At 68.6% G+C, this 19,407-nt stretch carries 17 protein-coding genes; 8 read left to right on the forward strand and 9 right to left on the reverse strand.

Annotation, left to right across the window (positions count from 1 at the left end; genetic code table 11):
* On the forward strand, positions 1–2,700 hold a 2,700-nt coding region (car, locus tag ON39_RS16010), incomplete at its 5' end, for a carboxylic acid reductase (RefSeq protein ID WP_051186691.1).
* Positions 2,701–2,705: 5 nt separating this feature from the next.
* Here the strand turns inward: car and ON39_RS16015 are convergent.
* Both ON39_RS16015 and ON39_RS16020 read right to left on the reverse strand, forming a co-directional pair.
* Positions 2,706–3,449, reverse strand: coding sequence for a nucleotidyltransferase domain-containing protein (locus ON39_RS16015; RefSeq protein WP_040734916.1), 744 nt, complete (start codon positions 3,447–3,449; stop codon positions 2,706–2,708).
* Positions 3,446–4,612: a glycosyltransferase 87 family protein gene (locus ON39_RS16020; RefSeq protein WP_083894490.1), complete on the reverse strand. Its 1,167-nt coding sequence runs from the start codon at positions 4,610–4,612 to the stop codon at positions 3,446–3,448. Before ON39_RS16020 ends, ON39_RS16015 begins: the two co-directional genes overlap by 4 nt.
* A gap of 215 nt (positions 4,613–4,827) precedes the next feature.
* On the opposite strand from ON39_RS16020, the gene ON39_RS16025 reads away from it, so the two are divergent.
* Positions 4,828–5,727 carry a helix-turn-helix transcriptional regulator gene (locus ON39_RS16025; RefSeq protein WP_040734918.1) on the forward strand — a complete coding sequence of 300 codons (900 nt, stop codon included), beginning with the start codon at positions 4,828–4,830 and terminating at the stop codon, positions 5,725–5,727.
* A 73-nt stretch (positions 5,728–5,800) separates the two neighbouring features.
* Here ON39_RS16025 and ON39_RS16030 read toward each other — a convergent pair whose 3' ends face one another.
* Positions 5,801–7,522 (reverse strand): FAD-dependent oxidoreductase, encoded by a 1,722-nt coding sequence (locus tag ON39_RS16030; RefSeq protein WP_040734920.1) that lies wholly within the window; start codon positions 7,520–7,522, stop codon positions 5,801–5,803.
* A 196-nt stretch (positions 7,523–7,718) separates the two neighbouring features.
* Here ON39_RS16030 and ON39_RS16035 point away from each other — a divergent pair, with 196 nt between their 5' ends.
* Entirely contained in the window at positions 7,719–8,414 is a 696-nt protein-coding gene (locus ON39_RS16035) for a TetR/AcrR family transcriptional regulator (protein ID WP_040734921.1), read from the forward strand.
* A gap of 29 nt (positions 8,415–8,443) precedes the next feature.
* On the opposite strand, the gene ON39_RS16040 is transcribed toward ON39_RS16035, so the two are convergent.
* From ON39_RS16040 to ON39_RS16060, 5 genes are all read right to left on the reverse strand, one after another.
* Positions 8,444–8,647, reverse strand: a complete 204-nt coding sequence (locus ON39_RS16040; RefSeq protein ID WP_040734923.1) for a hypothetical protein — start codon at positions 8,645–8,647, stop codon at positions 8,444–8,446.
* Complete coding sequence (locus tag ON39_RS16045) at positions 8,644–9,969, reverse strand: family 1 glycosylhydrolase (protein ID WP_040734924.1); 1,326 nt, start codon at positions 9,967–9,969, stop codon at positions 8,644–8,646. Before ON39_RS16045 ends, ON39_RS16040 begins: the two co-directional genes overlap by 4 nt.
* A 410-nt stretch (positions 9,970–10,379) precedes the next feature.
* Positions 10,380–11,318 (reverse strand): TIGR03621 family F420-dependent LLM class oxidoreductase, encoded by a 939-nt coding sequence (locus tag ON39_RS16050; protein WP_040734926.1) that lies wholly within the window; start codon positions 11,316–11,318, stop codon positions 10,380–10,382.
* Positions 11,319–11,397: 79 nt separating this feature from the next.
* Entirely contained in the window at positions 11,398–13,641 is a 2,244-nt protein-coding gene (locus tag ON39_RS16055) for an MMPL family transporter (RefSeq protein ID WP_040734928.1), read from the reverse strand.
* Between the two features lie 153 nt (positions 13,642–13,794).
* Positions 13,795–14,247: a MarR family winged helix-turn-helix transcriptional regulator gene (locus ON39_RS16060; RefSeq protein WP_040734929.1), complete on the reverse strand. Its 453-nt coding sequence runs from the start codon at positions 14,245–14,247 to the stop codon at positions 13,795–13,797.
* Positions 14,248–14,333: 86 nt separating this feature from the next.
* Here ON39_RS16060 and ON39_RS16065 point away from each other — a divergent pair, with 86 nt between their 5' ends.
* The gene (locus ON39_RS16065; RefSeq protein WP_040734931.1) at positions 14,334–14,675 is read left to right on the forward strand and encodes a rhodanese-like domain-containing protein; all 342 of its coding nucleotides are present in this window, start codon (positions 14,334–14,336) and stop codon (positions 14,673–14,675) included.
* Positions 14,676–14,740: 65 nt separating this feature from the next.
* A complete protein-coding gene (locus ON39_RS16070; protein WP_040734933.1) occupies positions 14,741–15,217 on the forward strand; it encodes a hypothetical protein in 477 nt (158 codons plus the stop codon).
* A 43-nt stretch (positions 15,218–15,260) separates the two neighbouring features.
* Here ON39_RS16070 and ON39_RS16075 read toward each other — a convergent pair whose 3' ends face one another.
* Complete coding sequence (locus tag ON39_RS16075; protein ID WP_083894491.1) at positions 15,261–15,839, reverse strand: nitroreductase family deazaflavin-dependent oxidoreductase; 579 nt, start codon at positions 15,837–15,839, stop codon at positions 15,261–15,263.
* 155 nt (positions 15,840–15,994) lie between these two features.
* Here ON39_RS16075 and ON39_RS16080 point away from each other — a divergent pair, with 155 nt between their 5' ends.
* From ON39_RS16080 to ON39_RS16090, 3 genes are all read left to right on the forward strand, one after another.
* Positions 15,995–16,471 carry a nitroreductase family deazaflavin-dependent oxidoreductase gene (locus tag ON39_RS16080; RefSeq protein ID WP_040734935.1) on the forward strand — a complete coding sequence of 159 codons (477 nt, stop codon included), beginning with the start codon at positions 15,995–15,997 and terminating at the stop codon, positions 16,469–16,471.
* Between the two features lie 78 nt (positions 16,472–16,549).
* Positions 16,550–18,850, forward strand: a complete 2,301-nt coding sequence (locus tag ON39_RS16085; protein ID WP_040734937.1) for a molybdopterin-dependent oxidoreductase — start codon at positions 16,550–16,552, stop codon at positions 18,848–18,850.
* A complete protein-coding gene (locus ON39_RS16090; protein WP_051186693.1) occupies positions 18,847–19,338 on the forward strand; it encodes a GNAT family N-acetyltransferase in 492 nt (163 codons plus the stop codon). Before ON39_RS16085 ends, ON39_RS16090 begins: the two co-directional genes overlap by 4 nt.
* Positions 19,339–19,407: the final 69 nt, after the last annotated feature.

The following is a 19,407-nucleotide window of genomic DNA, read 5'->3' on the forward strand; positions in this document are numbered from 1 at the left end:
CACCTGGCGCGGGCCATGTGGCAGGGCACCCCGCCCGGCGTCGGGATCAACCTCAACTACATGCCGATGAGTCACATCGCGGGGCGGTTGTCGTTCATCGGCGTGCTGGCCCGCGGCGGCACCGCGTATTTCGCGGCCAAGAGCGACATGTCGACGCTGTTCGAGGACATCGCGCTGGCGCGTCCCACCGAGATCTTCTTCGTTCCGCGCGTGTGCGACATGATCTTTCAGCGCTACCGCAGCGAGATGGACCGGCGCTCGGGCGCGGACGCCGACCCGGCCGCGCTCGACCGGGAGGTGAAAGCCGAACTGCGGGAACAATTTCTGGGCGGCCGCTTCCTCGGCGCGATCGTCGGCAGCGCGCCGGTGTCCGCGGAGATGCGCGCGTTCATGGAGTCCGTCCTCGATGTGCGGCTGCACGACGGGTACGGCTCGACCGAGGCGGGCGCGCGCATCCTGATGGACAACCGGATCCAGCGCCCGCCGGTGACCGACTACAAGCTCGTCGACGTGCCCGAACTCGGCTACTTCCGCACCGATCAGCCGCATCCGCGCGGTGAGCTGCTGGTGAAGGCGGTGACGCAGATCCCAGGGTACTTCAAGCGACCAGAGATCACCGCCGAGGTCTTCGACGAGGACGGCTTCTACAAGACCGGCGATATCGTCGCCGAGCTCGGCCCCGACGAACTCGTGTACGTCGACCGCCGCAACAACGTGCTCAAGCTGTCGCAGGGCGAGTTCGTCACGGTCGCCAACCTGGAGGCGGTGTACGCCACCAGCCCGCTGATCCGGCAGATCTTCGTCTACGGCAGCAGCGAGCGCGCCTATCTGCTCGCGGTGATCGTGCCCACCGAGGCCGCGCTGCGCGAGCACGACCCGGAAACGCTGAAAACGGCGCTGGCCGAGTCCATTCAGGAGCTGGCCAAAGCCGCGGATCTGCAATCCTATGAGATCCCACGCGATTTCGTGATCGAGCCCGAGCCGTTCACCGTGGCCAACGGCCTGCTGTCGGGCATCTCGAAGCTGTTGCGCCCCAAGCTGAAGCAGCGCTACGGCGCTCGGCTCGAGCAGATCTACGCCGAGCACGCCGCCCGCCAGAGCGACGAGCTGGTGGCGCTGCGGCGCGCGGCCGCCGAACGCCCGGTGCTCGACACGGTCGGTGACGCCGCGCGCGCGTTGCTCGGCATCGCCGCCGCCGACCTGCGGCCGGACGCGCACTTCACCGATCTCGGCGGCGATTCCCTGTCGGCGCTGTCGTTCTCGAACCTGCTCACCGACGCCTTCGGCGTCGAGGTGCCGGTCGGCGTCATCATCAGCCCCGCCAACACCCTCGGCGAGATAGCGAAATACATCGAGGCGGAGCGTGATTCGGGCGCGAAACGGCCGACGTATTCCTCGGTGCACGGCGGCGGCGCGCGGATCAGCGCCGCCGAGCTCACCCTCGACAAGTTCATCGACGCCCGAACCCTGGCCGCCGCCACCACGATTCCCGCCGCGCCCGCACCGGCGCGGACGGTCCTGTTGACCGGCGCGAACGGATACCTCGGCCGCTTCCTGTGCCTGGAGTGGCTCGAACGCCTCGAGCAGACGGGCGGCACCCTGATCTGCGTCGTGCGCGGGAGCGACGCGGCCGCCGCGCGCCGACGGCTCGACGCGGCGTTCGACAGCGGCGATCCCGAGCTGCTCGCGCACTACCGAGACCTGGCCGAGCGGCGCCTAGAGGTGCTCGCCGGCGATATCGGCGACCCGAACCTCGGTGTGGACGAACCCACTTGGCGACGGCTGGCCGAGACCGTCGACCTGATCGTGCACGCCGCGGCCCTGGTCAATCACGTGCTGCCCTACGGACAGCTGTTCGGCCCCAACGTGGTCGGCACGGCCGAGATCATCCGGCTGGCGATCACCGCGCGGCGCAAGCCGGTCACCTACCTGTCCACCGTCGCGGTCGCGGACCAGGTCGACCCGTCGGTGTTCCAGGAGGACAGCGATGTTCGGGAGATGAGCGCGGTCCGCGCCGTGAACGAGGGATACGCCAACGGCTACGGAAACAGCAAATGGGCCGGAGAGGTCCTGCTGCGCGAGGCGCACGACCTGTGCGGGCTGCCGGTCGCGGTGTTCCGCTCGGACATGATTCTCGCGCACAGTAAGTACGCGGGCCAGCTCAATGTCCAGGACATGTTCACCCGCCTGGTGCTCAGCCTGGTCGCTACCGGTGTCGCGCCGTACTCGTTCTACGTCACCGATGCGGCGGGCAAGCGCAGGCGCGCCCACTACGAAGGTCTACCAGCCGATTTCACCGCCGCGGCGATCACCACGCTCGGCGGCAAGGCCGTCGGGGACTTCCACACCTACGATGTGCTGAACCCGCACGACGACGGCGTTTCCTTGGATGTCTTCGTGGACTGGCTCATCGAGTCCGGCGTGCCCATCCAGCGCATCGCCGACTACGACGACTGGTTCCACCGATTCGAGACCGCCATCCGCGCCCTGCCCGAGGCGCAGCGCCAGGCCTCGGTCCTGCCGCTGCTGCGGGCCTACCGCGTCCAGCGTCCGCCCATCCCCGGCTCGCCGCTGCCCGCGAAGAAGTTCCAGGCGGCGGTGCAGACCGCGAATGTCGGTGGCGAGCACGACATTCCCCATCTGTCGGCGGCGTTGATCGAAAAGTACGTCAGCGACCTGCGACTGCTGAAACTGCTCTGAGTTCCTCAGGGACGCAACAGAACTCGAAGTCCGCGCGAGACGAGCCGGTGCACGGTCCACGCCCGGCGCACCCGCGACAGTGGCGAGACGGGCACGGTCTGCCCTTCCCGCCGCTGTCGTATCTCATCGATCAGGTCGGCGGGCACGTGGAAACGTTCCAACCGAGACAGCGCCTCCCGCTTGGTGATCAGCTCGTCGTTCGTCAGCGTGACCTCGGCGCGGGCGAGGGTGAACAGGCTCAGGTCGACGTACAAATCTTGGAACCAGATCATCGGACGCCGCAGCGCGGGCACCCAGTAGCGGCGCAGGTCGTCGCGGACCGCCTCGCGCAGCTCCGCCGCGGTGACCGGCGGCAGCGCCTCCTGCGGCGACTGCCCGAACACGCTGAACCCGAAGCGCTGCAACTCCGCGCGCGCGATCCCGGTGAGCGGGCGCTCGAACAACATCCGTGCCGCCCACGTGACGTGCGGAACCGTGACGTCGTCGAGATCGTCCACCGGCACATAGACGCAATGCAGCTTGGCGGCCTCGGACCGGCGCGCGATGAACTCCCGATGGAGTCGCTCCACCTGTCGCCGCCGCTCTTTGGTCAGCGGCCGTTCGATCAACGCCACAAGGTCGAAATCGCTTACCCCCGGCTGGAAGTCGCCCGTGGCCAGCGAACCGCCGACCAGCAGCGCGACGACCTCGGCAACCGGCCGGACCCGCGCGGCGAACTCCTCGAGCACCGCCTCGGGTGACAGGCTCATACCGCCGCCCGCGCGTCTTCGACGGTCGCCACGCCCGCCCGGCGCAGGCGATACAGAACCAGTCCCGCACCCGCGAGCACGACGGCGTACACGATGACGAAGCTGTTGATCAGAATCTGCGCGCCCGGCCACCACGGCGGGAACAGGAACAGCCCGACCACCACGAATTTCGGGTCATACTCCCACGTCCACGCGCCGATCGAGGCGTAGAGCGCCGCGATGAGCAGCCACCACCCCCACCGCGACTGCGCCCGATGCACCAGGTACACGAACAGCGGAACGAACCACACCCAGTGGTGGTCCCAGGAGAACGGCGACACCGCGCAGGCGGTGAGCCCCGCCAGGCTCACCGCGAGCAGCCGCTCGCCGCGCCGGAACAGACCCACAGTGATCGCCAGACTGACCAAGGCGACGGCACCCGCGATGAGCAGCCACAGCCACACCGGCGCGGGCCGGTGCGTCAGGTGCGCGATGACCCCGCGGATGGACTGATTGGACGGGTGCATGTCGTCGGCGATCCGATTCGACTGGAAGAACGTCGAAGTCCAGTACTGCCGGGAGTCGGCGGGCAGCACGATCCAGGCCAGCACGATCGACGCGAGGAAGGTCGCCACCGCGGTGCACGCCGAGCGCCACTGGCGCAGCGCGAGAAACTGCACGACGAAATACGCCGGGACCAGTTTGATGCCCGCCGCGAGCCCGACCCCGACGCCGCGCAGCCTGCTCCGGTCCGCGCGCGAGAAGTCCCACAGCACGAGCAGCATCAGCATCAGATTGATCTGCCCGTAGAACAGCGTCGTGCGGACCGGCTCGATGAACGCGCAGGTGAGCGCGAGCAGGGCGCTGACGGCGACGAGCTGACCGTTGATCCGGTAGCCGAGGATGCGCCAGCTCAGCAGGGCACAGCCGAAGAGCGCGAGCAGGTTCAGCACCAGCCAGGTGTCGGCCACGTACAGCCAGGGAATCGCCACGATCGGGATGAACGCGATCGTGGAGAACGGGGTATAGGTATACAGGAGCCCAGCGATCGTCGGCTCGGTGTAGAGCGGCAGTCCGTGCAGGATGCGCCAGGCACCGTCCCGATATACGTGCACATCGAGCCCGCCGTCCAGGATCCCCGCCCGGTCCAGCCACGGATCGACCGTGGTGAACAGCAGGATCACCGAGAGAGCGGCACTCGCGGCCAGTATGAAAAGCGTTGGGCCCGTGCGTGGAAACTCCAGCATCCGGGACTTGGGCACAAGTGATCAACTTACCGAATAACTCGTTTCAGAGCACGCCCCGAACGCTCGGGTCGCGCTCGAACGCCGGAGCGCTTCGCTAAAACGGGTACTACCAGCACCTGGATACCGCTATCGGGATCGGGCACGATCAGGGGATGACCGATGTGCTTGATGTTCGGGCGGTGCGCAAGGCGCGCCGCGCGGAACTGGGAACCTTCCTGAAGTCGCGCCGCGCCAAGATCTCCCCGGACGACGTCGGTCTGCCGCCCGGCCCGCGCCGCCGCACGCCGGGGCTGCGGCGGGAAGAGGTCGCGCAGCTGTCCGGCATCGGCGTCACCTGGTACACCTGGCTCGAGCAGGGCCGCCCGATCAATGTCAGCGTGCAGGTGCTCGACGCGGTGGCCAGGACGCTGGCCCTCGACGAGGCCGAACGCGGCCACCTCTACCGGCTCGCCGACGTACCCACCGTGCCGAACCCGCACTCCAACACCGCGCTGCCCGAGGAGATGCAGACCATCCTCGACCATCTCTCGCCGCTGCCCGCCGCGGTCTTGAGCGCCCGGTACGACGTGCTCGCGTTCAACGACTCCTACGAGGCGCTGTGCCCCGGATTCCTGGTGGGGGAGCGCAATGTCGCGCGGCGGGTGTTCCTCACGCCGCAATGCTGCAACACCTACAAGAGCAGCTGGGACGATCTGCGCCGCATGGTCGCCTACCTGCGCGGCGCGTACGCCAAGAACCTCGACGACCCGAGCTGGCAGGAGTTCATCCAGGAGATGTGCACGGCCAGCGCCGAATTCGCCACCCTGTGGGCCCGCAACGACGTGGCGGTGCCGAGCAACCGCATCAAGCAGATCCGGAACCTGGCGATCGGCGAGCTGGAGATGTTCGTCACCAGCATGTCTCTGCCCGCCGTCGCGGGCGCGTGGGTGCAGATCTACACCCCGGCCGACGAGACCCAGTGGTCCCAGCTGCGAAAGCTGCTTGCGATGCCGACGGAGGAGCAGCACGAGCCGTGGGTCGAGCACCGCAGGCTGTACCACGCCGCGGGCTGAGATCGCCTCAGGCAGACATACCGCCCGAGTCCCGCTGAGCCGCAGGCTGTCTCGCCGAGGCGCGGGAAGACGGTCAGCCCGCGGCCTGCGTCTTCTTGATCTCCACGATCGGAAGCACCAGCGCGGCGGGCGCGTTCGCGGGCACCACGGGCTTGGCCGGCGCGATCGGGGCGATCTGCTGGTATCCGGCGCCGAGCGGCGGACGGTTGTCCGCCTCGCCCTTGTTCGGCCAGTAGGCGGCGGCGCGTTCGGCCTGCGCGGTGATGGTGAGCGACGGGTTGACGCCGAGGTTGGCCGACACGGCCGCGCCGTCGACGACGCTCAGGGTGGGGTAGCCGTACACGCGGTGGTAGCCGTCGATCACGCCGTGCTCGGCGTCCGCGCCGATCACCGCGCCGCCGAGGAAGTGCGCGGTCAGCGGGATATTGAAGATCTCGCCCCAGCTGCCGCCCGCGATGCCGCCGATCTTGGTGGCCACCCGCCGCGTCACGTCGTTGCCGACCGGAATCCAGGTCGGATTCGGTTCGCCGTGGCCCTGTTTGCTGGTCAGCTTGCGGCCGAACAGCCCGCGTTTGGTGTAGGTGGTGATCGAGTTGTCCAGATGCTGCATGACCAGCGAGATGATGGTGCGCTCGCTCCAGTCCTTGGTGCTCAGGAAGCTCAGCAGGTCCATCGGGTGGCGCAGCACGAGGCCGAGGAAGCGCAGCCAGCGCGGGATCCGGCCGCCGCCGTCGACCATCAGCGTCTGCAGCAGGCCCATGGCGTTGGAGCCCTTGCCGTAGCGGACCGGCTCGATGTGGGTGTCGGGCGTGGGGTGGATGGACGAGGTGATCGCGACGCCCTTGGTGAAATCGACGCCGGGCGTGACGGTCTTGGTCGCCGCGCCGACGATCGACTCGGAGTTGGTGCGGGTGAGCTGGCCGAGGCGCGGCGAGAGCTCGGGCAGCGCGCCCTTGTCCCGCATGGCGAACAGCAGCTGCTGGGTGCCGCGCGTGCCCGCGGCGAGCACGACGTTCGCGGCGGTGTAGGTCTTGGGCTGCTTGCGCAGCCACGCGCCGGTGCGCGTGGTCGACACGTCCCAGGTGCCGTCCGGGTGCGGGCGCAGATCGGTGACCGTGGTCAGCGGAATGACTTGCGCCCCCGCCTTTTCCGCGAGGTAGAGGTAGTTCTTCACGAGCGTGTTCTTGGCGCCGAACTTGCAGCCGACCATGCAGTCGCCGCACTCGACGCAGCCGGTGCGCTCGGGCCCGACGCCGCCGAAGTACGGGTCGGCCACGGTTTTGCCCGGTTCGCCGAAGAACACGCCCACCGGGGTCTGCACGAACGTGTCGCCGACGCCGAGGTCGTCGGCGACCTGCTTGAACACCTCGTCGGCCGGGGTCATGTGCGGGTTGCGCACCACGCCGAGCATCTTCTGCGCGCGTTCGTAGTACGGCGCGAGTTCGGCGTGCCAGTCGGTGATGTCGCGCCACTGCGCGTCCTGGAAGAACGGCTCCGGCGGCACGTACAGCGTGTTCGCGTAGTTCAGCGACCCGCCGCCGACGCCCGCCCCGCCGAGGATCAGCACGTCGCGCAGCAGGTGGATGCGCTGGATGCCGTAGCAGCCGAGCTTCGGCGCCCACAGGAACTTCTTCAGCTCCCAGCTGGTCTTCGGCAGCTCGTCGTCGGCGAATCGCCGGCCCGCCTCGAGGACGCCGACCTTGTAGCCCTTCTCGACCAGCCGGAGCGCGGTGACGCTGCCACCGAAGCCAGAGCCGACGATGAGCACGTCGAAATCCGTTGCTCGCTGATCCATAGGACGCTCCTCGATCTGGTCACCAGTGACTGGGCTAACACTACTACCGAGTAGCTTGTGCGCCGAAACAGGGCGGGTGGCCTCGGTTTGTGCCCCGCCCCGGCCGGTGACGCGCCGCGGTCGTGACGCCGTCCACCTGCTGCGAGCAGTGCTCACTGTTGTTGACATCGCTCTCTCTGTGCTGCACCGTGGAGGCATGCCGACCACCCCGCGCGCCCGAGCAAGGGCTCAGACCATGAACGACATCGTGCGCATCGGCCGCGAGCACCTCGCCACGCAGGGCGCCGCGGCGCTCTCGCTCCGCGCGGTCGCGCGGGATCTGGGCGTCGTCTCCTCGGCCGTCTACCGCTACGTCGGCAGCCGCGACGAGTTGCTCACGCTGCTGGTCGTCGACGGATACAACGCTCTCGGAGACGCGGTCGACGCCGCGCTCGCCGAGAACCCGGGAGACCCCATCGAACAGCTACGCGTCCTCGGTCGCACCGTCCGCCACTGGGCCCTGGCCGAACCTGCCCGCTACGGACTGCTTTTCGGTACCCCCGTCCCCGGCTACCACGCGCCCGAGCAGACCATGGACCCCGGCATCCGGGTGATCACCGCGATGCTCGTCCTCTTCGCTCGCGCCCACGAGTTGGGCCTGCTCCGCGCTCCGTCGGCGCAGCCGCGCGTATCCGCGCCCCTCGCAACGAGTTTCGCGAGGATCCGCGACGAGTTCCAGCTCGACCTGCCCGATTGGCTGCTCGTGCGCGGGGCGACCTTCTGGCCTAGCCTGTTCGGCGCGGTGAGCGCCGACGTCTTCGACATGTACGGGCAGAACAGCTTCGCCGACCGCGACGAACTGTTCGACCACCAACTCGACGCCCTACTGGACATGCTGGGCTATCGGCCCTGAACTACCCTGCGGCGCGGCGACTTTCGCCCTCAGTCTTCGCTACTCAGCCGATCGCCCAGAAACCGAAGCAGCGCTGGATCATCGGAGGTGAACCTGTCGACCTCCTGGCCGCCGGTGCACTCGTACAGGCCGACGGTCACTCGCCCCGCTCGCCGGGAGAGCACCCGCCAGATCGCGCCGGAGTCCGCCCAGCGCCGGAGAACCGCTGTGGGATCCGGGGTTTCGGCGGTCATCGCGGCACCGTGACCGGGTCGAGGCAGCTGGCGGCGGCGTCGACGAAGGAACACGGCTGCGGGGCGCGGGTGGGGCGGTAGGTGGGGGAGACGCCGCCGGCCTGGGTGATGGCGGTGTAGGCGGGCACCGCGTCGGTGGGTTTACGAGTGAGCGTCGGGTCGGTCAGCACGTCGACCGTGTAGAGGCCGAAACGCGGTGTGTACGAACCCCACTCGTAGTTGTCGGTGAGACTCCAGTAGTTGTAGCCGATGAGGTTCATGCCGTCGGCCTTGGCGCGCTGCAGCCAGTAGACGGTGTCGCGGAGGTTGTCCGCGCGCGTGTAGCCGTCGGCGCGGGGCGCGCCGTTCTCGGTGGGCATGCCGTTCTCGACGATGTAGAGCGGCTTTCCGGGGAACTGGCGGGCGTAGTGCTCGAGGGCGTAGTAGATGCCCTCCGGCTGGAGCGGTTGGGTCCACAGCTTCTCGAAGTCGGGCGGCCCCGCCAGCAGGGACTCGGGGGAGAGGCCGTAGTAGTAGTCGATGCCGATGTAGTCCAGCCGGCCGCGGATCTTGTCGATGAGCGGTTTGTTGACGACATCCTCGCCGGTCGGGATGTAGGCGACGTTGCTCGTGACCAGCGCGCCGGGCTGCACGGCGTGGATGTGGTCGTAGATCGCGTTGTGCGCCTGGGCGATCCGCTCGTGCATGGCAGGCACGTCGGCGGGCGAGATGCCGCCCTTGCGCAGCTCGTTGACGACGTAGAAGGTGGGCTCGTTGAAGGTGACCCACAGCGGGTCGGCCGCGGCGTAGCGGTCGACGATGGTCCTGGCGTTCGCGAGCCAGTCCTCGACGATGCCCGGGTTGCGCCAGCCGCCGCGATCGACCTCCCAGCCGGGATACACCCAGTGGTCGAGGGTGAGCATGGGCCGCATGCCCGCCGCGGTGATCGCCGCGATGACGTTGTCGTAGAAGCGAAGTCCGTCCTCGTCCCATTCGCCGGGCCGCGGCTGCACGCGGGCCCACTCGACGCCGATCCGGTAGACGTGCACACCGAGCCGCGCCGCGAGCTCGATGTCCGAGCGGTACCGCGCGAAGAAGTCGATCGAATCGCCGTAGGTGTCAGCGGTTTTGCCCTCCGCGACGTATCGAGACCAGTTGCTGTCCGGCGCATGGCCTTCCGACTGGTAACCGGATGCGGCCACGCCCCACAGGAAGTCCGCGCCCAGCAGCGCGACCTGGGCCGGCGGTTCCGGGCGCGCCTCGCCGGTAGCCGTGCTCCCGACGACGAGCGCGGTGGCGGCCGCGAGGACGGCCAAGACGTGACGGCGGCGCTGTGCTCGCATCGGACTCCTGTTCAACGGGGCGACGGGGCATGAAACCTGGGGGACAGCGTAACTGGTCGTATGTCCGTCTCGGTGGGATCCGCGGCGGTGCGTTGGCAGGGGATTCGGGGAAGGGGAGGGGTTGAGTGGCGAGGCTTCTCGGCGGGTAGGGGGTGCGGCAACATCCAAAAGAGGGAATTTGCTTGGAGGACTGCCTCTCAGGAGCGGGCGCAGCACGGGTGACCGGCGGCCTGAAGGGCGGGCAAGGAACGTTCCTAACGAAAACAACATATAGATACGTAGATATGCGCATCTAACTATATAAAGCTTTCCACTCAGAACCTTCCACGAATCACCTTTCGCCCAATCAAACCGACCCTGCCCCTCACCAGCCAAGACGAAGGGGCAGGGGCAGGGTCGACGGCCCGAAACTAACTCTCGGATGAACCCAGCGCAGCGAGCAGTTGAGCCCCGGCGGCGCGAGCAGGGGCGCGCATGACGAACCGGTCGAAGCCCCAACGCTTCTGGTGCCCGCGCAGCTCGGCGACGAGTTCATCGACCGTGCCGATCAATACATAAGGCGCGGTGAGCAACTCGGCGGCGCTGGTGGTCGGGGCGTCCGCAGCGAAGCGGGCACAGACGGCCTCGGCGTCGTCGGTGATCTGCACATGCTGGACGAGCGCCTCGAACGCGGGTGCGCGGCCGGCCTTCTCGGCGGCCGTCCGCGCGATCTCGACCTGGGCGTCGATCTGATCGAGACGCCAGCGCGTTTCGTGATTGTGTCCGTCGGCCAGGGTCCGCCCGAGCCCGGAGAACCCGACGATGTCCGCGGTCTCGGCGGCGTAGCGCAGCACGCGATTCCCGTTGCCGCCGACCAGAACCGGCACCGGCTCCTGTACGGGCCGCGGTCGCGTGAGCACCGCGTCGCGAAGCCGGACGTGATCACCGTCGAAGGTGACGGTCTCGCCCGCGAGCAACCGGCGCGTGGCGTCGGTGACCTCGATCATCCGGCTGACGCGGTGGGCGGCCGACGGGTGTGCGCGGCCCTGCATGGTCCATTCCGCGGGGGTGTGCCCGGCGCCGATGCCGAACAGCGCGCGCCCGCCGGAGACGAGGTCGAGCGTGGCGACCTCACCCGCGAGCAGGAACGGCTCCCACATCCCGGCATTGATCACATTGGTGCCGAGCCGGATCGTCTCGGTGGCCGTCGCGGCGGCGGCGAGCGCGACGAACGGTGCGGCGAACGACCCGGGATGGTCGGGCACCATGAGCGCGTCGAACCCGTCCTGCTCGCAGCCGCGGGCGAAGTCCGGCCAGGACCCCACCTCGATCACGTCGGCGGTCATCGAGAATTTGATCGGAGCGTGCATGCTCGACCTCCCTTCCGCGCTGGACGCTAATTCGGGAGTCGGTGCGGCGTCAGCGATTCCGCTGAGGGCGAATTCGGGCTCAGCGGAATCGACCGGTGCCGCCCGGACGGCGGCCCGCTCCGACGAGGTCCGATGCGTCGCGACGGTGTTCGTCGGCGAGCATCGGTTCGCTGAGCCCGACGCGTTCGTGCAGGCGCGTCATCCAGGCCGGCGCCCACCAGCAGCGGTCGCCGAGCAGTTTCATCACGGCGGGCACCAGGAGCATGCGCAGGATGGTGGCGTCGATGATGAGCGCGGCGATCATGCCGTAGGCGATGTACTGCATCATCACCAGTTTGGAGAAGGCGAACGCGCCGGTGACGACGAGCAGGATGAGCGCGGCGGCGGTGATGATGCGGCCGGTGTGCGCGGCGCCGGTGCGGATGGCCTCGGTGGTGCTCGCGCCCTTGGCGCGGGCCTCGACCATGCGCGACAGCAGGAATACCTCGTAGTCGGTGGACAGGCCGTAGATGATGGCGATGATCAGCACGAGGACCGCGGCCTGGATCGGCTGCGGGGTGAAGTTGAGCAGGCCGGACCCGTTGCCGTCGACGAAGATCCAGGTGAGGGTGCCGAGGGTGGAGCCGAGGCCCAGCGCGCTCATGAGCGCGGCTTTGATCGGCAGGATCAGGGAGCCGAAGGTGAGGAACATGAGCACCGTGGTGAGCAGGAGCACCACCGCGACCATGAACGGGATGCGGCCCAGAAGGCCGTCGATGGAGTCCTTTTGGATCGCGGGCTGGCCGCCGACGAGCATGGTCACGCCGTCGGGTAGGTCGATGGCGCGCAGATAGTCGATGGTCTTGTCGGCGTTCTCTACGGCGAGCGCCGCTTCGGTGCGGTAGACGCCGTGGCGTTCGGACGAGGATTCGGGCGTGTTGAACGGGCCGTTTCCGCCGGGCGGGGTGAGCAGGCCCGGCGCTCGATTGGCCTGCTTCAGGACGTCGCCGATGGCGATGGTGTCCTCGGAGATGAAGACGAGCTGGACGGGGTCGGCTTTGCGAATGGGGAAGGTCTTGTCGAATTCCTGCTGCGCGACTCGCGTTGGATTGTCCGGTGGCAGATACGTTTCGCTGAATCCGCCGAAGGCGATGTTCTTGACCGGAATGATGAGCAGTAGCAGGCCGATGAAGATCGGCACGGCGACGCGTGTGGGGTGGCGCATGACCCAGCCGGTGGAGCGGCCCCAGAAGCCGTTCTCGATCTCCTCGGCGGTCTTGGTGTTGCCGAAGCGCTGGATGCCGAGCATGTCCACGCGCGGGCCGAGAATGCTCAGCATCGCGGGCAGGACCGTGAGCGCGGTGAGTGCGGCGAGGGAGACCGTGGCGATGGAGCCGTAGGCCATCGATCGGAGGAAGCCCTGCGGGAACAGCAGCAGGCCGCCGAGGCTGACGATGATCATGGTCGCGGAGAACACCACGGTGCGGCCCGCGGTCATCACGGCGCGGCGCACGGCGGTCGGGGTGTCGTAGCCCTCGGCGAGTTCCTCGCGGAATCGGCTGACGATGAACAGTCCGTAGTCGATGGCCAGGCCGACGCCGATCATCGAGACGACGCCGGAGACAAAGGAATTCACGTCGGTGAACTCGGTGAACGCGCGGATGATGCCGTTGGCGCCGAGGACGGTGAGCCCGCCGACGACCAGCGGCAGTGCGGCGGCGACCAATCCGCCGAAGATGAAGAACAGCAGCACGGCCACGACGGGGAAGGCGACGACCTCCATGAGGTGGATGTCCTCGTCGAGTGAGTCGGTCAGTGTCACTGCGACGGGTTGTAGGCCGGCGACCTGGACGTCTATGCCGGGGATATAGAAGGCGTCGGCGACCTTGCGGAAGTTGTTCACGATCTCGGTGTCGGTGTCGCCCTTGATGGCGATGGAGGCGAAGGCGCGGTGGAGTTCGGGTTTGCCGAAGACGCTGCGTTGCTGCTGGCCGGTGTCGGTGCGCCAGTAGGAGCCGTTGATCGCGAGGATCTCGTCGGGGTGGCGGGGGATGAGGCTGTTGAGGTTGTCGACGATCTTGTCGCTGAAGCTCGGATCGTCCAGCGATATGCCGTCGGGGGCGGTGTAGAGGACGAGGACGTCGGAGCGGTGGTCGCGGTCGAAGGCGGCGTCGGCCAGTCGTGCGGCGTCGGCCGATTCCGAGGTCGGGTCGTCGAGTCCGCTCGAGCTCAGGTGCTGGGACAGGTCGGAGCCGTACGCGCCGAGGGCGAGCAGCGCGGCGCCGACGAGGCCGATGACGACGAAGCGGAAGCGGTGTACGAAGTCTCCCCAGCGCGCGAACATCAAGCGACTCTTCGGGTGTGCGGACAGGTCGGTCGGGGGTGGAGCGGCCTGAGGGCACGGATCATCAAGGGACTGCATCCTTCCGGTGGTCGCGCCCGATGTGCGCGTTATCCAACCTACCGGCGTCGTGGAGTGGTCTCCCTGAGAGTTTTCCTAGGAAATGTCGGTCGGGCCAAGGATTTTGCCCAATGTTTCGGTGAGGGTGTGCAGTTCGGCCTGGTCGAGTCTGCCCGCGAAGCGTTGTTCGATGCCGGCGAGGTAGCGCGGGGCGGCTTCGCGCAGGCGGGTGCGTCCGGCGTCGGTGATGGTGACGAAGGCGGATCGGCCGTCGTCGGGGTTGGCCTCGCGGGTGACGAGTCCGGCGTGCTCGAGTTCGGTGACCAGGCGGCTGACTCGGGTGCGGCTGAGGACTACGCGTTCGCCGAGGTCGGTCATGCGCAGGGGTGGGACGCCGTCGAGTTCGAGCAGGACGTCGTACCAGGCGAGGGGGAGTCCGGCGGTCTTGCGCAGGTCCGCGTCGAGTTGCGGCACGAGTTCGGCGTGCACGCGCAGCAGCGCGGACCAGGCTTTGCCTGCCGCGCGGCGGTGGGGGTCGGTGGGTGCCACGGTGCGAGCTTACCTACTTGTGTGCGCCCGCACGCATATAGTAGCGTGCACACGCACATAAATTGTGTTCGGAGGAAGGAAATCACATGACCGATGTCATCGCCCGCGAAGAGCTCGCCGCCGCGATCGAGGCCGGCTCGGTGACGGTGCTCGACACGCTCGGGCCCGGCTACTACGAGAAGGCGCATCTGCCCGGGGCGCGGGTGCTGGTCGAGTCTGATGTGGAATCTGTTGCGGGGCAATTGCTTCCGGATCGGGACGCGGCCATCGTCACGTACTGCTCGAACGAGGCGTGCCGCAACAGTGAGAACGTCGCCGTCAAGTTGCGCGCGCTGGGCTATACGAATGTGCGCGCGTATCGGGCGGGGATTCAGGACTGGTCGGAGGCGGGACTGCCGATCGAGCAAGGGGTCGCCGAAGCGGTGTGAACTTGCGGTGTGGTCTAGCTGTGCTAGATTGATTAGCAACGCTAGATCTACAGACGGAGTCACTCATGTTCAGCACAGTCGTCCAGATTCTCGGCATCGTGGCGATTCTCGCCAACGCCGTCGTCTACGGCACCGACGCCGGCTACGCCATCATCACGCGACCGGTGTACGCGCGATTGGACGACGCCACCGTCACTGCCTCGGCGGGGTGGGGTCACTACTACGGCGACCGCAGGATGCCGATCGTCGGGGCGGGCGGTGTCGTCACGGCGGTGCTGACCGCCGTGCTGGCCGCGGTCGGTGGCTACGTCGGCGCCGCGGTGGCGGCGGGCATCGCGGTGGCGGCGCTGGCGAGCTGGCTGGCCATCTATGTGCGCGTGGCCAAGCCGGTGAACACGCAGCAGACCGCCGCCGCGCAGGCGGGCATCACCCCGCCGAACGCCCGTGCGCTGCAGGACAAGTGGGACAGCGTGGTGAACGCGCGCGTCGCGCTGCAGTTCATCGCGGTCGCGGGGCTGAGCGCGGCGGTCGCGCTGGCGTGAGGGACGGTGCGGCCGATCCGGGATCGGCCGCACCGCCGTGTGGTCAGCGCCCGAACTCGATCACGAGCGGGTGGCCGGTGTCGAACCAATAGCGGTGCAGCTGTTGGGCTTTGGCGCGGCTCGGCCGCCCGCGCAGGTGCAGGGCGCACTCGCCGTAGTCGGCGGCAACGACGGTTTCGCACAGGATCGTGCGCGCGATGGCGCACTCGGTCGGGTCGGTGATCTCGCGGGCCGTGCCCTCGAAGGTGCCCTCCGGCAGGCGGATTCGCACGCGCGGGTGGGCGCGGATGTTGAGCAGCCATCCGCTCGCGGCGGCCGGCGCGGTCATCGCGAGGTGCGGCGGGACCAGTTGCACGAGGTAGGCGCGGTCGTCCCGGCGGATCACGCGGACACACTTGCGCCGCTTTCTCCCGGTCTTACGGCCTGTCGTGGTGATCACTCCATAGCCCCGTGGCGGGCGGAGCAGGAACCACGGCAGCATGGCGGCGCTGAGCAGGCGTCCGGCGCGGGCGGTGCGCACCAGGTGCGTGTGTTTCCCGGCTTCGGCCGTCGCGGCGATCCGGATGTCCGCCAGCCGTTGGTGGCTCGCGGGTGTGGTGTCGCCGGTCGCTGGGTCCGCCATAGCGTCCATGGTCCGCCGCGCGCGGGCGGCCCGGACCGGTTTCGTCGATCGTGGAGCGTTGTCTGTCAACGTCTTTGCGTGGTCGCGGTGTGACATGCCCCTCGGTCCCGGCCCGGCGGTGCCGTCGGCGCGCGCGGACATGTCAGGATTCTGGCATGGTGTCGAATCCGCTGCCGTCGATCGCACGCAGGCTGGCCCAGCAGCGCTGGGTGATGCGCACCGCGCCCGTCGTGATTCCGGCGGAACGCGCGGTTCGGCGCTGGACCGACGGCCGTCGGGGCGTGCTCGATCTGGTCGGGCTGCCCTCGATCGAGGTCACCGTCGCCGGCCGCAAGACCGGCCTGCCGCGCACGACGTCGCTGCTCTATGTGCCGCGCGGCGAGGACTTCCTCGTGCTCGGCTCGAACTGGGGCAGTCCGAAACATCCGGTGTGGTCGGCGAATCTGCGGGCCGCGCGGACCGCGACCGTGCGGCACCGGGGCGAGCAGTTCACCGTCGCGGTCACCGAGCTCACCGGCGTCGAGCGGAAACCGGCCTGGGATCTGGCCGTCGAGTTCTGGCCCGGCTACGAGATGGAGTACGAGCTGTCCGGGGGTCGCCGGTTCCGGATGTTCGTCCTGCGCCGGATCTGAAATGTGTTCGCGGCGGCCGGGAATCGGCCCCGCGGACGTAGCCCCCACTTTGTCGGCGGTCCCGGTTACGGTGGGACGGTGACCACGCATCTGACGCACTGGGGCGCCTTCGAGGCAGACAGCGATGGTGATCGGCTGACGGCCGTGCGGCCGTGGCGCGACGATCCGGAACCGACACGGCTGATCGAGAACGTCGCGTCCGCACAGCACCATCCGACCAGGATCGATCAACCCTATGTCCGGAAGGGCTGGCTGACGCACGGGCCGGGCGCGCCCGGGCGGGGGACCGAGCCGTTCGTGCCGGTGTCGTGGGAGACCGCACTGGACCTGCTCGCCGGTGAGCTCGGACGGGTGTATCGCGAGCACGGGGCCGAGGCCGTGTACGGCGGGTCCTACGGGTGGGCGAGCGCGGGACGGTTCCATCACGCGCAGAGTCAGGTGCACAGGTTTCTGAACTGCCTGGGCGGATTCGTCCGGCACGTCAACAGCTACAGCCTCGGGGTGTCGGAGGTGCTGCTGCCGCACGTGTTCGGCCACCTCGGCTTCGTGCTGCAGGAGGCGATGTCGAAGACGATGCTGGTGCGGCACACGGAGTTGGTGGTGGCATTCGGCGGGATCTCGCCGAAGAACTCGGTGGTCTCGCCGGGCGGTGTGTCCCGGCACAACACGCGGGGCTGGATCGGTGACGCGCGGGCGCGTGGCTGCCGGTTCGTGTCGATCTCGCCGCTGCGTGACGACACTCCGGCCGAGGCGAAGGCCGAATGGCTCGCCCCGCTGCCGGGCAGCGACACCGCGCTCATGCTGGCGCTGGCGCAGGTCCTCGACGCGGAAGGGTTGGCGGACAAGGGGTTTCTGGACCGGTACACGGTCGGTTACGAGCGTTTCGCCGGCTATCTACGCGGCGAGACGGACGGGATCGTCAAGTCACCGGAGTGGGCCGCGGCGCTCACCGGCCTGCCCGCCGAGCGGATTCGGTCGCTCGCGCGAGAGATGGCGGGCGCGCGGACCTTCGTGACCGTCGGCTGGTCGTTGCAGCGGGCGCAGTACGGCGAGCAGCCGCTGTGGATGGGCGTGGTGCTCGCGGCCATGCTCGGCCAGATCGGGCTACCCGGCGGCGGTTTCGGGCACGGGTACGGCTCCTCGGCGACGGTGGGCGAGCCGGCGCGGGAGTTCTCGCCGCCGCGATTCCCGCAGGGCCACAACGGGGTCGACGCGTTCATTCCGGTGGCGCGCATCGCCGACATGCTGCTGAATCCCGGCCGGCCCTTCGACTACAACGGGCAGCGCCTGGTCTACCCCGATATCCGGCTGGTCTACTGGGCCGGGGGCAACCCCTTCCACCATCACCAGGACCTGGCCCGGCTGCGCGCGGCGTTCAGCCGGCCGGAGACCGTGGTGGTGCACGATCCGTTCTGGTCGTCGACCGCGCGGCACGCCGACATCGTGCTCCCGTCGACCATGACGATCGAACGCGACGACTACGGCGCGGGGGAGAACGACCGCGTCCTGTTCCGGATGAAGGCGATCACCCAGCCGCACGCCGCCGCGCGGGACGACTACGCCATCTTCGGCGAGCTGGCCGAACGCCTCGGCATCGGCAAGGAATTCACCGAGGGCCGCACCGCCATGGAGTGGCTGCGCCACCTCTACGAGGACTGGCGGCAGCGCCACAGCGGACACGACCTGCCCGACTTCGACACCTTCTGGGCCGGTGAACAGATCGAGCTGCCCGTGCCCGACCCCGATCAGGTGTTCGCCGCCCGGTTCCGCGCCGACCCCGACCGCTACCCGCTCGGCACGCCCAGCGGCAAGATCGAGATCTTCTCCGAGACGATCGACGGCTTCGGTTACGCCGACTGCCCCGGCCACCCCACCTGGCTCGAACCCGAGGAATGGTTGGGCGGACCGGCCGCCGCGGAGTTCCCACTGCAGTTGGTCGCCAATCAGCCGCGCTCGAAACTGCACAGCCAACTCGACGTCGGTGCGTTCAGCCAATCCACCAAGGTCCGCGGCCGCGAACCGGTCCGGCTACACCCCCGCGACGCCGCCGCCCGCGACCTCCACGACGGCGACCTCGTGCGCATCCACAGCAAACGCGGCAGCTGCCTGGCCGGCCTCATCGTCGACGACGCCGTCCGCCCCGGCGTAGCCCAGCTCTCCACCGGTGCCTGGTACGACCCCGACCCCGCCAACCCCGCCTTCTGCCGCCACGGCAACCCCAACGTCCTCACCCCCGACCGCCCGTCCTCCACGCTGAGTCAGGGGTGCACAGGGCAGCTCTCGCTCGTGGAGATCGAGCGCTATGTCGGCACACTGCCCCCGTTGACGGTCGATAAGCCGCCGGTCACCGAACCCGAAGTGCCGCAACAAGTGTCGTGATCACCGTTCGACCGCGAACGCTCGAGGACCTGCCGGCCTGCGTAGCGGCTCTGCGTCAGGTGCACGCGGTCGACGGCTATCCCGTGGTCTGGCCGCAGGATCCGGCGCGCTGGTTGACCCCGGCGAAACTGGTCGATGCGCGGGTGGCCGAGGTGGGTGGGGTCGTCGTAGGCCAGGTCGGCATCGGTGCGAGTGCGCTGCCGCGCCCGGTCCGCGACGCGGTGCCCGAAACCGCCCTGATGTCGGTGATCCGTCTGTTCGTCACTCCGGCGGACCGTGGCTGCGGCGTGGGTCGCCGGCTGCTCGACGCGGCGGTCGAGATGGTCGAGCAACGCGGGTGCCGGGCGGTGCTCGACGTCGAAAGCCGCGCCGTCGCGGCGATATCGCTGTATGAGCGGGCGGGCTGGAAGCGGATGCACAGCACGCGGGCGCAGTGGTCGCGGTCCGATGGTCAGGCGGCGCTGCTGCACTACTACCTCGGCCCCTGATCAATCGATGGCTGCGGGGGCCGAAATAGACTGACAGCCAACGGATTCGGCCACATCTCGACTGGAAAG

It is taken from the genome of Nocardia tenerifensis NBRC 101015, assembly GCF_000308715.1.
GTDB lineage: Bacteria > Actinomycetota > Actinomycetes > Mycobacteriales > Mycobacteriaceae > Nocardia > Nocardia tenerifensis.